General features: G+C 59.4%; 13 protein-coding genes. 12 read left to right on the top strand and 1 reads right to left on the bottom strand.

Annotated elements, in window-relative coordinates; all coding sequences use genetic code 11:
- Positions 1 to 206 precede the first annotated feature (206 nt).
- From P9L99_02255 to P9L99_02280, 6 genes are all read left to right on the top strand, one after another.
- Complete coding sequence (locus P9L99_02255; protein ID MDP8222158.1) at positions 207 to 1,487, top strand: membrane dipeptidase; 1,281 nt, start codon at positions 207 to 209, stop codon at positions 1,485 to 1,487.
- Between the two features lie 26 nt (positions 1,488 to 1,513).
- Entirely contained in the window at positions 1,514 to 1,930 is a 417-nt protein-coding gene (locus P9L99_02260) for a MarR family transcriptional regulator (protein ID MDP8222159.1), read from the top strand.
- A gap of 11 nt (positions 1,931 to 1,941) precedes the next feature.
- Positions 1,942 to 3,684, top strand: a complete 1,743-nt coding sequence (locus P9L99_02265) for an amidohydrolase family protein (GenBank protein MDP8222160.1) — start codon at positions 1,942 to 1,944, stop codon at positions 3,682 to 3,684.
- A 74-nt stretch (positions 3,685 to 3,758) separates the two neighbouring features.
- Positions 3,759 to 4,280, top strand: a complete 522-nt coding sequence (locus P9L99_02270) for a hypothetical protein (GenBank protein MDP8222161.1) — start codon at positions 3,759 to 3,761, stop codon at positions 4,278 to 4,280.
- A 121-nt stretch (positions 4,281 to 4,401) separates the two neighbouring features.
- The gene (locus P9L99_02275) at positions 4,402 to 6,459 is read left to right on the top strand and encodes a TonB-dependent receptor (protein ID MDP8222162.1); all 2,058 of its coding nucleotides are present in this window, start codon (positions 4,402 to 4,404) and stop codon (positions 6,457 to 6,459) included.
- A gap of 244 nt (positions 6,460 to 6,703) precedes the next feature.
- On the top strand, positions 6,704 to 8,386 hold the full coding sequence (locus P9L99_02280; GenBank protein MDP8222163.1) for a hypothetical protein: 1,683 nt from the start codon (positions 6,704 to 6,706) through the stop codon (positions 8,384 to 8,386).
- 16 nt (positions 8,387 to 8,402) lie between these two features.
- On the opposite strand, the gene P9L99_02285 is transcribed toward P9L99_02280, so the two are convergent.
- Positions 8,403 to 9,320, bottom strand: a complete 918-nt coding sequence (locus P9L99_02285) for a ribonuclease Z (protein MDP8222164.1) — start codon at positions 9,318 to 9,320, stop codon at positions 8,403 to 8,405.
- Positions 9,321 to 9,534: 214 nt separating this feature from the next.
- Between P9L99_02285 and gspF the strand changes: the two genes are divergently transcribed.
- From gspF to gspK, 6 genes are read left to right on the top strand one after another with little or no spacing between them, the layout of a single operon-like run.
- The gene (gene gspF, locus P9L99_02290; protein ID MDP8222165.1) at positions 9,535 to 10,770 is read left to right on the top strand and encodes a type II secretion system inner membrane protein GspF; all 1,236 of its coding nucleotides are present in this window, start codon (positions 9,535 to 9,537) and stop codon (positions 10,768 to 10,770) included.
- A gap of 21 nt (positions 10,771 to 10,791) precedes the next feature.
- Entirely contained in the window at positions 10,792 to 11,214 is a 423-nt protein-coding gene (gene gspG / locus P9L99_02295) for a type II secretion system major pseudopilin GspG (protein MDP8222166.1), read from the top strand.
- Positions 11,215 to 11,222: 8 nt separating this feature from the next.
- Positions 11,223 to 11,792 carry a prepilin-type N-terminal cleavage/methylation domain-containing protein gene (locus tag P9L99_02300; protein ID MDP8222167.1) on the top strand — a complete coding sequence of 190 codons (570 nt, stop codon included), beginning with the start codon at positions 11,223 to 11,225 and terminating at the stop codon, positions 11,790 to 11,792.
- Positions 11,793 to 11,796: 4 nt separating this feature from the next.
- Positions 11,797 to 12,291, top strand: coding sequence for a type II secretion system protein (locus P9L99_02305; GenBank protein MDP8222168.1), 495 nt, complete (start codon positions 11,797 to 11,799; stop codon positions 12,289 to 12,291).
- Entirely contained in the window at positions 12,291 to 13,100 is an 810-nt protein-coding gene (locus P9L99_02310; GenBank protein MDP8222169.1) for a type II secretion system protein GspJ, read from the top strand. The genes P9L99_02305 and P9L99_02310 overlap by 1 nt, the downstream gene beginning before the upstream one ends.
- 4 nt (positions 13,101 to 13,104) lie before the next feature.
- Positions 13,105 to 14,259: a type II secretion system minor pseudopilin GspK gene (gene gspK / locus P9L99_02315; GenBank protein MDP8222170.1), complete on the top strand. Its 1,155-nt coding sequence runs from the start codon at positions 13,105 to 13,107 to the stop codon at positions 14,257 to 14,259.
- Positions 14,260 to 14,266 lie beyond the last annotated feature (7 nt).

A 14,266-nucleotide genomic window follows, 5' to 3' on the forward strand; every position in this document is an offset into this window, starting at 1 on the left:
ATAAGGCGGGTTAGTGTACCCTGATTCGCCACGGTGGGGAAGCGCGCCGAACGCAGGATTTTTCGGTCACACGGCCGTGTCGAATTGACAACCGGGCGGGGACTATCTAAGGTTTGGAAAGTTCAATGGTTAGACCGACTCCGGTTCCATCCGCCCGGTTGGTCATGCTGGCGAGGCGGCACGCCGTCGCGTAGAAAGGCCCTTTGATGACCCGCTTCTTTGAGTTACACGCGCACCCGTACATAAAAATTCACAACCTGCCGTACCTGGCCAACGCTTTTCAGGCCTACACATACAACGGGCCGCACTGGAATCCGCTCGCGTTTCGGTACCAGTATCGCAACCTTCGACGCAGCCCCGTGAAAGTGTTGACGAACACCCACTACGTCATCGAACGGGATTTCGCCCGTCATGGTGTCAAGCTGCCGCTGCAACTCTTGTTGGGGCTGGTGTCGCCCCGGCGCGGCCTGAGATTGCTGACCATCGATCCGTGGAAAAGTCTGCTGCAACAGATCGACGGCCTCGAGCAGGCGATCATCAACACGAACCGGCTGAATGTTCTGGGCGGCCCCCGGTTGAAGCTGGTAACGAAGTTCGCCGATATCGCAACCTTGGCCGAGGATGAAATCGCGGTGCTGCACGCGGTCGAGGGTCCGCACGTGCTGGGGTCCGAGTCCGATAACGAGCCGGACGTCGAGCAGCTTTGGGAGCGGGCGAAAAAGCGCCTGCATTATCTAAGCGAGCGCGGTGTGTACATGCTGACCCTCGCCCATTTTTGGGATCAACCCTTCGCACCGCAGACCGACTCATGCGAATTGGTTCCCAAAGTGGAAAACGGGCGTGTCGTGCGGGGCCGCGACGACACGATGGCGACCATGAAGCGCGCCACGTGGAAATGGGGACAACACAACGATTTGGGCGAAAGACTGCTGCGCGAGATGTTCGACATCGGCATGATCGCCGACTTGTCGCACGTGCAGGAGCACGCCCGCTTCGCGATGTACGAGATCGCCCAGGAATGCCGGCGTCCCGTTGTCCTATCGCACGTGGGTCTGAAGCATTTCTACGAGCATGAGTACAACGTGTCCGATGACGAACTGCGCCGACTTCACGCGCTGGGCGGCGTAGTCGGGCTGATCATCAGCAAGCGTCTGCTCATGGAGCCGATCAAGCTTTACGAAGACGACGGCAACGGAATTCCCTTGCTCGTGGACAATATGAGGCACGCCGCGGACGTGACCGGTGACGTCTCGGTCCTGGGCATCGGTACCGATTTCGACGGGCTGACGCACCCGTTTCGCGATTGCTACAATCCCTCCCACCTGCCCCGAATCGCCGAGGCCATGACCAAGTATTTTTCCGACGACGAAATCGACGCCATTTTCTACGGCAACGCGATGCGGGTGACTGAAGCGGGTTGGGGAGCGCAACCGGCGCGCGCGGCGAAGGCTAAAACACGCCGGGCGCGAGCGAGCGCGGCAAGTTGACCGATATGAGGAGAAAGGACGACAAGATGGAGCCAAAACAAGCTGCGGCACTTGCACAAGCGCTGCGGGCGATTTACCGCCACGTCGACGTGTTTCACGACGAGATGTTGCAGGTGACGCCCAAGGAGTTGGGGCTTTTGTTGGTTATCGACGAAAACGGCCCGACCCGGGTTAAGAATCTGGCGCAGCGGGTTAAGCTGCCGCTTTCGACGGTGAGTTGGACGGCGGATAAGATGTTCGGTCGCAAGCTACTGGCCCGTAGAACCGACCCGAACGACCGCCGCGCCATTCTGCTTACGTTGACCCGCACCGGGCGGTCGGTCATCAAGGCTCACTATTCCATTTTCGACAGCGTGGCGCAGGCGGCGCTGTCGGTGTTGGCAGATAAAGAACGCGACGTCGTGCTGGATGCTATCCAAAAAGTCGCTTCCCATCTTTCGTGAAAGGACACCCCATGTACGACTTGTTGTTTCGCCGCGCCACGATTGTTGATGGGTCGGGGAGTCTCCGTTTTGTGGGCGACTTGGCCGTGCAAGGCGAAAAAATCGCCGCCATCGGCCGCTTGGACGACGCCCAAGCCGCGCGGGTGATCGACGCCGACGGCTTGGTACTGTGCCCCGGCTTCATCGACATCCACTCCCATGCCGATACCGTCATTTTCCGCGAAAACGCCGCCGATTTGTTCGCCCCGCTGCTCAAACAAGGCATCACGACTTTTGTCGGCGGCAATTGCGGCATGGGCATGGCGCCCCTGCCCGCGACACGTTTCGACGAGTTCATCGACAGCTACCACGAGGCGTTTCTCGCCGAAAACGTGCGGGACAAGATCACCTGGTCCTCCATGGGCGAGTTCATGGAGAGGCTCGATACACTGGGCGTGCCGTGCAACACCGGCTTGCTCGTGCCGCACGGCATGATTCGCCTGTCGGCCGTAGGCCCCGAAACGCGCCACGCGCGCCACGACGAAATCGCCCAAATGTGTCGCTGGTTGGAAGAATCCATGGACGAGGGTGCTCTGGGCATGTCGACGGGTCTGCAGTATTTCCCGGGCAGTCAGTCCGAAACCGGCGAGTTGATCGACCTGGCGCGGGTGCTGGCCCGTTACGACGGCCGCTACGCGAGCCACCTGCGTTCCTACTCGGCCACGTTGTCGCAAGCGATCGACGAGGCGGTGTTAATTGCGCAGGAGGCCGGCGTGCACGCGCAAGTCAGCCACCTGTTCTGGTTGCCGGATTTTGGCCCCTTACTGAACAAAGCCTTCCGCGGCATCGTGAAGGCAGGCAGCAAGATTTACGAACACGTGAAATTCCCGGTCCCCTCGGATTCGGCGGCGGCGCAGGTACTCGAAAACATCGACCGCCTCCGGCAAAGCGGCGCGGCGCGCATCGCCGTGGACGCTATGCCAACCAGCGCGGGATTTACGCACTTGATGGCTTTTTTCCCGCCCTGGGTTTTCGCGGAAGCCAATCGGCAGGAGATCGTCGGCAACTTGCGCGATAAAAACGTGCGCAAGCGGATTCGGCGGGATATCGAACACGGTGACACCCGGGCTTGGCCGCACGACACAGACGACACGTGGTCGATGAATTTCTTCAAGATGATGGGCTGGGCGAGCGTGTCGATCATGAGCGTGCCCAGCGAGAAGAACAAGCACCTCGAAGGCCTAAACCTTGTGGAAATCGGCAAAATGTGGGGCATGCATCCCTTCGATGTCGCCTGCGAATTGCTGTTGCAGGAAGACGGCAAAGTGCTGGTGTTTGAAACCCTGACCTATCCCGGTGACGACTTCATCGAGACGAGCCTCGCCGCGCCGATGGTGGACCCGAACACGTCGATCGTCACTGATTCGATCCTGATGTCCTTCGGCTTGCCGAGCCATTTATTCTATGATTGTTATCCGAAATTCATCGGCCAATACGTACGCGAGAACCGGGCGCTTTCGCTGGAAGACGGCATTCGCAAGTGCACCGGGCTGTCGGCCGATTCGCTGGGCATCAAAGCCCGCGGTTATCTTCGCGAAGGCAATTTCGCGGATCTGGTACTGTTCGACCTGGCTACAATCAAGTCGAATTCCACGTTCCGCGATCCGCGCCACGACCCGGATGGGATACGCATGGTCGTCGTCAACGGCACGGTGGTCGTGGAAGAGAATACGTATTATAAAGATACCCTCGCGGGACACGTGCTGCGGCGGTGACCGAACCTTTCGGCGCACGGCGGTGTCCACCACATAGCGTGGAACCATAAGGTGAGGTATGTATGAGCCCCCAAATGAGAAAATTATCGATCATCATCGGCGTCGTCGGCGTCGTATTCGGGGCGTGGTTGTATCTGCAAATGCCCTCCCCGAAGCTCAATAATCTCGATCGCCCGAAACTTGCGCTTTCCACAGGCGGCGAAGTTGCGCCGGCGGCTGCCGGGCCGGCGGCCGCGCGTCGGAAACCCGCTACACCCAAGACCCGCAAACCGGCGGTTAAACAAAACCGCCGCACGCCGCAGGATCGCCGTGACGCAGCCCGCAAACGTCGTGAAGCGCGCTTGAAGCGCCGTTCCGAAGCCCGTAAACGGCGGCTGGAACAAAACGGCGGCGCGCCGCCGGCTAAGGCGGCGCGGCCGGGTGCCGTAGGCCGTCGCAAACCGGCCGGTGCGGCTACGACCGATCCTGGCGCTGTGCCCGATGATGCGCTGGACGAAGAGCTTGCCGAGGATATGCTCAACGAATTGGAGCAACTCGGAGATGATCCGTACCCCGGCGAGATTCCCGCCGATGGCGACGAAGTCGTTATCGAGTAACGACGATTTTTCGTAGACCGGCGATTCGGCCGCCAAACGTGTCACGCTTGACCGGGTCAGTCGCTTCTCCTACCGTGTCGGAAAATCGGCCAAAAAATAATGTGACCCCGGGAGCCCCGCCATGTGTACCTACCAGCATCGTGTCGCTTTGGTGCTCTTCCTCATCGCATTACTGCTCACAGCGCCCGCCCTCGCCGCCGATGACGCCGAACTGGAGGAAATCGTCGTCACCGCCGAGCGCTCGCAGCAGGATGTGGCCGACACCGCGCGCGCTGTGGAAATTGTTACCGAGAAGCAGTTGCTCGACAGTATCGGTCGCACGGTACCCGAATCGCTACGGCGGGCGGCCGGTGTGTCGGTTCAGCGTACGAACTTGGGCGGCGGCGCACCCTTCATTCGCGGACTCGTGGGCAATCAGGTGCTCTACCTGGTCGACGGCGTCCGGGTGAATAATTCGACGTTCCGTGGCGGCCCAAATCAATACCTGAGCACGATCGACCCCTTTTTCATCGAGCGGATTGAATTGGTGCGGGGCCCCGGTTCGGTGTTGTACGGCTCGGACGCCTTGGGTGGCACGATTAACGTGATCACCAAGCGGCGCAAGGACTTCGGCGACTACTTCGGCCTGGACGGGCGACTCATGCAACGGGCCACAACCGCGGAGAAGGAAGTCACCAGCCATTTGGGCTTCGATTCCAACATCAGCGGGCTGTTTGGGATGTCTTTTTCCGGCAATTTCCGCCAATTCGGCGACATCGATCCGGGCGGCAGCAACGAGGTACAGACGCCTTCCGGCTACGAAGAGCAGGATTTCGCAGGCAACGCAGACTTCCACATGGGCGACAAAGTGGTCTGGGAGTTCTCCGCGCAGCACGTCAATTTCGACCGCGTGCCGAATTACGATCCCGGCAATCCGAAAAACCGCTTCGAGCCGCAACGCCGCAATCTCTACTACACGCGTTTGTCGGTGATCGACCTGACACCGGGGTTGGACAACATCACGGCATTCACGTCCTACCAGGAACAGACGGAAGGTCGCGAGCGGATCAAGGCCGACGACCTCGACCACGAGCAACGCGATCTCGACCGGGTCGACACGGCCGGCGCCGGTCTGCAGTTGGAATCGGCGGTCGGTCGCTGGGCAAGGTTTATTTACGGCGGCGAGTTTTACCACGACATGATTTCCTCCGAGCGGGAAATTCGCGAGCGCTTCGGGCCGGGCGTGGAGGACGTCGATCCGCAGTTCCCTGATAACTCCACATTCACGACCGCGGCAGGGTATCTGGAGGTTCGCGTCACGCCCTGGGAATGGATGAAGTTGGTGCCGGGTGTGCGATATAGCCACTTCGCGCCGAACGCGAAGCTGGACGATCCGAACCTGGGACAGGTGACCATCGACGAGGGCATCGGCGACGTTACCTGGGCTGTACACAGCCTATGGAAGCCGCACAACGCCCACGGCATCATCTTAGGCGTCGCTCGCGGATTTCGTGCTCCGAGCCTGGAAGAACTAACCAAGCTCGGCAGTGAAGACGGCCGTTTCGACGTGCCCAATCCCGACCTCGAGCCGGAAACGCTGATTCAGTACGAGTTGGGTTATCGGGTTTCGTACCCCCGCCTGCGCGGGTCGTTTTTCGCGTACTACTCCGATATCGCGGATTTGATTACGCGCAAGCCGACCACGTACAACGGGCAGGATTTCATCGGCGAGGATGAAGTAAGCCGCAATGAAAACGTCGGCGAGGCGTACATATACGGCTATGAAGCCCAACTGAGCGGTATCATCCTCAAAGACTTGCTTCACGCGGGCGGCGCGTTCGCTTACACCTTCGGCGAAAACAAAACCGACGAAGAGCCGATTCGACGTATCCCGCCCCCCACCGGGAACGCTTATGTGCGGGCCCTGTGGAACTCGCAGAACGCTTGGTTTGAAATCGCGAGTGATTTCGCGGGAAAGCAGGAGCGGCTGTCGGACGCGGACAAAAAAGACTCGCGCATCGGCCCCGAAGGCACCGACGGCTTTGCTGTCATGCACCTGCGCAGCGGATTTACGGTCGGCCAATATTTCGAGATTACAATGGCGGTCGAAAACCTCTTCGACGAACCGTACAAATACCACGGTTCCGGTCCGCTGGAAGCCGGTCGCAACTTCAAAGGACAACTCAGCTTCCTGTTCTAGCGTAACAACGCCGTCGCTCCTCGACGCCCGCGTTATCCGGGCCACAGTCGCATCGTCCTGCACCGCCGCAGGACGTTTGACACGATCTCCCAAATCGCAAGGAAGCACGATGGCCACCGACTACTGGAAGAAATTTAAGGCCGACCTCCACGCCGTCCGCCCTTCGGCCCCGCCGAACGGGTCGTGATCCAAGCCCTGCAATCTGCTACTATCCGCGCCGGGGAGACGAAAAAGGAGTTTCAGCATGAAGTCCCGCAGCTTTCTTTTCTTGGCGGCCCTGTTGTCGCTGCTGTTGGTTTTTTCCGCCGTCGGCTGCGGCGGCGACGACGATGACGACAACAACGCGTCCGACGACGACGATGATGATACCTACCTCGGCGACGATGACGATAATGACGATAATGACGATCTCACCCCGCCCCCGGGCGATTGGGACGGCGTGTCGGTTACCGATGTGGAGGCGCCGGACCAATACACGGTCGAAGTGCAGCTTTCCGCCAGCCCCGGCGCCGCCGCCGCCGCGAATGCGAATATCTACACGATCACATCCGATTACGGCAGCCTGAATGTCCAGGATGCGACTTTCGCCAAGGCGAACGTCGTCACGCTGACCACCGGCAAACAAAAACTGGGCGTTGAGTACACCCTGACGATCGAGCCGACCGAGTACGCGGGCGAACCGCTGACCGGCGCCTTTCCCGCCGCCGATACGGCCCGTTTCTGGACCTGGGATTTCGCCACCGGCGACCAGTACCAAATCACCGCTTATCGCGGCGGCATCGGCGAAACGTGCGTTGTCTACGTAGAAAGCGGGCAATCGGTGGCCGACGTGGCGCATACGATCGAAGTGTTCGACGATCAGGTATATCCCATCGAGACCGAACTTTTCACCGAAGCGCCGGACGTGGATGGCAACGGGCGGATATTGATCCTTGGGTTGGACGGCGGCGAGTACTTCGGCGGCTATTTTAGCGGCGTCAATCAGTATTCCGACGATGAATCGATGTCGTGGTGGGGGTTGCATTCCAACGAAGCGGACATGGTTCATGTCAACTCGTTGTACGGCTCCCTGATGGTTGAAAACGTCGTGCCGCACGAGTTTCAGCATCTGCTTTACAATGCGGAGCACGGCAACAACTACGAATACTGGGAATACCACGACGAAGGGTTGGCCGAAGCGGCCGTGCACGCGGTGTTCGGTATTCATCAAGGAGCGCTGGATTACTATCTCGCCGATCCCGAACAGGAAATCGGTAACGGGCTCTCTCTCGTGCATTGGGTTTACGCCAACTACGACAACTACGTGCAGGCATACCTGTGGTGGATCTACCTGGCCGGACGGCTCGACGGCATCGATTCGCTTGCCGATATCTTCCATCTCGAGAACGGAAATCCCAACGAAGTGGATGATTTCATCGCCACGGAACTGGGTTCGACGATGGTCGACGAGGTCATTCATTACGAACTCGCCGCCTGGTTGCAGGAAGAGTCCGGCGCCTACGGCTTCAACGGCATGCTTTCATGGACGCCGGGCGCGGCCCCAACCGTGGCCGTCGATACCACGTCGGTCGACCTGGAACCGTTCGGCGGCACCCTGTTCCGCCTGGCGCAAACCAGCGTCGAATACCCCGGCACCCAGGGGACGCACATCGTGTATTACGGCGTGGATGGCGACGGCAATATCGACGACAGCGAACCGTTCGACGTCGACGGCGGGGCGCTGCTGGTCTACAACTCCAGCGACCGGCACATCACATTTCCGTCGGAGCATTCCGGTCCGGATTTGCCCGCGTTGGGCTCGGCAAGGGCGAAGGGCGCGCCGATCAACCCGGCTTGGCTCGACCCCCCGCCGATTCATCCCGAGCGCTTGGATCGACTGGCGGCGTGGCGTTATCGCACGCTTGAGCGCATCCGCCGCAGTCAATAAGAAAACGGGAAATCGCTCAGTCGGGTAGCGGCACGGCGTATCGTTCCAGGGGCTTTCCCAGTTCGATGGCGTCGCAGTCTTCGCGGGCCTGCGTTTCCAGGGTTTGCAGATCTTCCCAGCGATAGCGTGGACTGACATGGGCGATGACCGCGCGGCGGCAGCCGCTTTCGCGCACGATGCGGCCGGCCTGTTTAGCGGTTAGGTGCCTTTTTTCGGCCGCGTCCTGTTCCTCTTCGTTGAGAAACATGGCTTCGATCACGGCGAAGTCCGCATCTTTTAACAATCGATAGACGTTTTTGCACGGGGCGGTATCGGTGGCGTAGGCGATCTTTCGCCCGCGCCGCGCCGGGCCCAGGACATCCTCGGGTTTGATTTCGCGGTCGCCGACCCGGACGGATTCCCCGCGCTGCAACGCGCCGAACAGGGGCCCTTCGGGCACGCCCAATTCTCTTGCTTTGGCGAGGCTGAATTTGCCCGGTCGCTCGTTTTCGATCAGAGCAAAGCCATATGTCGTCGTGGAATGCTTGAGCGGCAGATATTGAAGCGTAAACGAGTCGGTTTTGATTTCGCCGCCGTCGGCTTCCAAATCGGTGTATCGCAGCGAATAGTTCAGGTAGAAGCGTAACAAATCACGGTTGCCGCGCGCCCAGCGGGTGACATCCGGCGGTCCGACGATTTCCACTTCCTGCTCGATTTCGGCTTGGGTCATCAACATCAACATGCCGGGCAGGCCCAGCAGATGGTCGCCGTGCAGATGCGACATGACGAAGCGCTCGATGCGCCCAACGCCGAATCCGCTCTTTTTCAGCGCCACTTGCGTGCCTTCGCCGCAGTCAAACATTGTAGCCCGACCTTCCAGAAGCACGACGGCGCTGGTCAACCAACGTCCGGGCATGGGCATCATGCCGCCGATTCCCAAGAGCAATACTTCCACGCGACCTCCTTACAAGTGTGCTCTTTGTTTACCGGTATCACGCCGCCTGTCAAGCACGTTGCGCTTGCCGCCGGCTGGAGCGGCGGTTATTATCGCCGGGCGCCCATGTGGGGCGGCAAAGGAAAAGTGTGTTCGATCGGCTTGCGACCGGCGGGCTTTTAACGTTTAAAGGCGCGGCGGGGTCCATGAGACGAAAGCGAGCGAAGGGGTAACGGTGCCGGTTTACAGTTACGTAGCACTCAACGCCAAAGGCAAACAGGTCAAGGGCATCATCGATTCGGATACTGCCAAGGCTGCGCGGGCCAAACTGCGCGCCAAGGGCATTTTCCCGACCGATATTAACGAGGTCGAAGCGGAAAAGGGTCTGCGCGGCAAGGGTCTGTCGATGGAAATCGACATCAAGGCCCTGCGCGGTAAGGTGTCGCTGCGTGACCTGGCCATGACCACGCGACAATTGGCCACGTTGGCCGGCGCGGGGATTCCGCTCGTCGAATCGATCGGCGCCCTGGCCAACCAGACCGAGGACGTGGTGCTGAAAAAGACGCTGAGCCAGGTGCGTGAGAAGGTCAACGAAGGTTCCAGCTTCGCCAACGCCCTCAAAGATTTTCCGAAGATCTTTTCGCCGCTGTTTATCAACATGGTCAACGCGGGGGAGAACTCCGGCACGTTGGACCTGGTGCTGGCCCGCCTGGCTGATTTCGTGGAATCGCAAGTCGAGCTACGACAAAAAGTGCGCTCGGCGATGATTTACCCGATTCTCATGGCGGTGATCGGCACGGGCATCGTGTCCTACCTGGTCGGTTTCGTCATCCCGAAAATCAGCGTCATTTTCGAAGGGATGGACAAAACCTTGCCGGCGGTCACCGTGGCGCTTTTAGGCGTCAGCCATATTCTGGGCGGCTACTGGTACATCATCGTGGCGCTCATCGCGCTCGGGGTTTATCTGTTCCGGCGCTGGCGCAATACCAAGGACGGCCGGCTGGCTTCCGATAAATACCTGTTGCGCCTGCCCATTTTCGGCGGATTGACGCTGAAGATCGCCGTCAGTCGCTTTGCCCGCACGCTGGCCACGTTACTCAAATCCGGCGTGCCGATCATTATGGCGATGGATATCGTCAAGAGCGTCGTGCAAAACCGCGTGCTGGAAGACGCCATCGAAGACGCTCGCGAGCATGTAAAAGAGGGGCAGAGTATCGGCCGGCCGCTGCAGCAAAGCGGCGTTTTTCCGCCGGTGGTGATTCACATGATCAACGTCGGCGAGTCGACCGGCGAGTTGGAAGACATGCTTTTCCGGGTGGCGGACGCCTACGAATCGGAAGTGGACGCGACGATCAACGGGCTGACTTCCATTCTCGAACCTGTCATGCTGCTGATTATGGCCGGCTTCGTCGGCTTTACGGTGTTGGCGATCATGCTGCCGATCATGGATATGACGTCGGTGTTGCAGTAGCAAAACAAGGAGACTTTCGATATGAAACTCGTATCCCGAACCGATGCCCGCCGCGAGCAATGGAGCGCGTTGGCACAGAACAGTCGCGGCTTCACGCTGCTTGAGGTCATGGTGGTGATCGTGATCATCGGCATCATGGCCAGCCTCGTGGGAATCAACGTGATCAAACGGCTGGAAGAAAGCAGGATCGAGGCGACGCAGATTCAATTGGCGACCTTCCGCGATGCGCTGGACATGTTCAAAATCGACAACGGCACGTATCCCGACTCCGGCATAGGCCTGGAAGCGGTGGCGGCCGGCGGCTATCTGCGCGACAACCGGATGCCTCCCGACCCGTGGAATCACCCGTACCTGTACGTTTCGGAAGACGGCTGGACGTACACCGTTTGGTCGACCGGTCCTGACGGCCGACCCGGGACGGATGACGACGTCTTTGCGAAATAGGGTTGAGTATGCGGAGACGACGCGCCGGCTTTACGCTTCTTGAGATCATGATTGTCATCGTGATCATGGGAATGATCGCCGGCATCGCCATCCCACAGATGAACAACCTGTTCCAGGTGAACCTAAAAAGCTCATTGCGCAAGCTATCGGGCGCGGTTCTTTTTTCCTTCAACCAAGCGGTCATCAAGCAGACGCCGATCCGCCTCAATTTCGATTTGCTCACCGGCGAATATTGGTTGAGTTACTTGGTCGTCAACGGCCAAACCGGCGAGTTCGTCGCCGTACCCAACGATGTTTTCCAAGGCGATCAACTACCTCCCGGCGTGTCTTTCAAAGACATCCTTACCCCGCACAGCTTCGAGAAAAAAACCACAGGCGAAGAGTACATCATGTTCTACCCGACCGGCTTCGCCGAACGGACCGTGATTCACGTGGGCACCGAGCGGGGCGAAGTGTACACGATGGTCATCAAACCACTGACCGGTAAAACCATAGTGTACGACCGGGAAGTCGATTTCATGGATCTCGGCCCCCAATACAGCGGGAACAACCAGGACTCTGGGGGTTTCGGCCAATAGGCTCATGAAACAACCACGCCGCCGAACGGGTTTTACCCTTCTGGAAGTCATGGTCGCCATCGCCATTTTGGCCACGGTGTTGGTTGTGCTGTTGGAAAACCACGGTTCCTCGATGCGCCTTTCACAACGCAGTCGGCAAGTATCGGTCGCCATCAACCTCGCCAAGGATGTCATGACCGAAATCGAGATTCAGAGTTGGCCCGAACTCGGTGCGGAGACGGGGAATTTCGAGGAAATGTACCCCGGCCTTTACCCCGACTACTGGTGGGAATCGGTGGTCGAGGAAAACGCGTGGTGGACCTACGTACGCGAGGTGACCGTCCGCGTGCTCTGGCGAAACGGCCTGCAAACGCACAACGTTGAGATTATCCAGTTTGTCGCCGCGATGGACGTCGAGCAGCAGAACCTCGCCGAGGAAGAATCCTCCGGCGGCGACGACGACACCTCCGGAGACGCCTCCTCCACGGGCGGGGCGACCGCCACCGGAGGAGAAGAATGATGGCCGCGCGGCGCGCCGGCTTCACGTTGCTCGAGGTGCTGATCGCCATCGCGATTTTGGGGATGATTGTCGGCCTGATTTACGGTTCCTTCGCGGCGACGGTGGACTCGAAAGAAAAAATCGAGACGGGTAACGAAATCTACCACGAGGCGCGCTGGGCGATGAGCAAGCTCGAGGACGACCTGGGCGCCGCGTTCGTCAGCAAAAACCGCAACTCGAAGTCGGTTTTTCTCGGCTTAACCAGTGACGGCCCGGGTGGCATGCCGATGGACGAGCTGCATTTTGCCAGCTTCAACCACGTGAAATTTAATCCGCAGGCGCGAGAATCCGACCAGGCGGAAGTCAGTTACTTCGTCGCCGAGAACCCCGAAACCGGCACGCTGACGCTGTATCGGCGCGAAGACGCCACGCCCGACGAAGACAACACGGCGGGCGGCGAGTTCTACGAATTGTGCGAGCACGTGCTGGCCTTCGACCTGGCGTACTATGACGGCTTCGAATGGATCGAGGAATGGGATTCGCGTCGTTTCGACGATTCCGCCGAGGGCGACGAGCAGCAAATCGACAACCAATCCGACGAGATGGTCAATACGCTGCCCATGGCCGTCGAGGTTCGCTTGTTGGTCGACGGCCCGCTCGATCCAAACGGAAATCCGACGCAGGTTCCCTTCCACACGAAAATCCGCCTAGTGCTCTCGACTCTCGACCTTTCGTTGATCGACGCGGGCGAAGATGAGGAAGGCGGCAGCGGCGCCAAGGAAACCGGCGGTACCAGCGCGACCGGCGGCACCAGCGACACGGGAGGTTGAGGGCGTGCGAAAACTGATCGCCGGCATGCGGGATAATCGGGGCATCGCGTTGATTATCGTGTTGATGGTCATCTCGGTACTGACCATCCTCGTGCTCGATCTGCACCAATCGGTGCGTATCAATTTTTACATCGCCAGCAATTTGATCGAAGGGATTAAGGCCTCCTACCTGGCGCGCAGCGGCATTCAGGTCGCCGCCGGCGCGCTGCTTAAGGACGTGCAGGAAAACAACGTCGATAGTTGGCACGAAGACTGGTACGACTTCCTGGCCAAGGCGGGCATGCCCGGCATTCCCATTGCCGAAGGCGAGATGGTCTTGATGGAGATCCACGACGAATCCGGCCGCTTCAACCTTAATGGCCTGGTGAACAAACGGGGATCGGTGAATCAGCGAAATCTCGACGTGTTCAAGCAATTGCTGATCGCCGAGGAAATCGAGATCGAGGTCGCCAACGCCGTGGTTGATTGGATCGACGAGAATAACGAGGCCCTCGGCGGCGGCGGAGTGGAGGACCAGGCGTACGGTTACGGCTCGAACGTCGATGACATGATGTCCAAGAACTCCCGTTTTGAATCGCTGCAGGAAGTGCGGCTGGTGCACGGCGTCACCGATGAAGTGTGGAGCAAGCTGGAACCGCTGGTTACGATTTACGGCGATGCCGCGCTGAACCTCAACACAACGAATACCAAGGTGATCAAGGCCGTCATGAAGGCCATCGATGAGAACGCCGACACCACCGTGGCCGATAAGATCGAGGAATGGCGCCGGCAATCCGGCGGTGAGGAAGGCGAAGGCGGCGAGGACGAAAGCGGTTTCGGTTTCCAGAGCGGCGAAGGCAACGTGTTCAAAGGCAAGAACATGGCCACGCGCCTGATGGAACTGGGCATGCCGCGCGCCACGGCCCGGAAATTCGTGCGTTACTTCGGTTCGTCCAGCCACTTTTTCCGGGTTACGGTCACCGCGCTGGTACACGGCGTGCAGAAGAACGCCGTGGGCATTATCTTCCGGCACAAGAAGAAAGTCCGCATCATTTACTACCGCGTCGCGCCGGGGGTTTCATCGGAGCACATGCGGAAATACAATGAACAAGCTCAATCCGGCAACACGCCCCAACCAGACGCGGGCGGTGGTATGATGAATGCATTGGGGTTTCAGTAAGCGGCAC

This window comes from Candidatus Lernaella stagnicola, assembly GCA_030765525.1.
Taxonomy (GTDB): domain Bacteria; phylum Lernaellota; class Lernaellaia; order Lernaellales; family Lernaellaceae; genus Lernaella; species Lernaella stagnicola.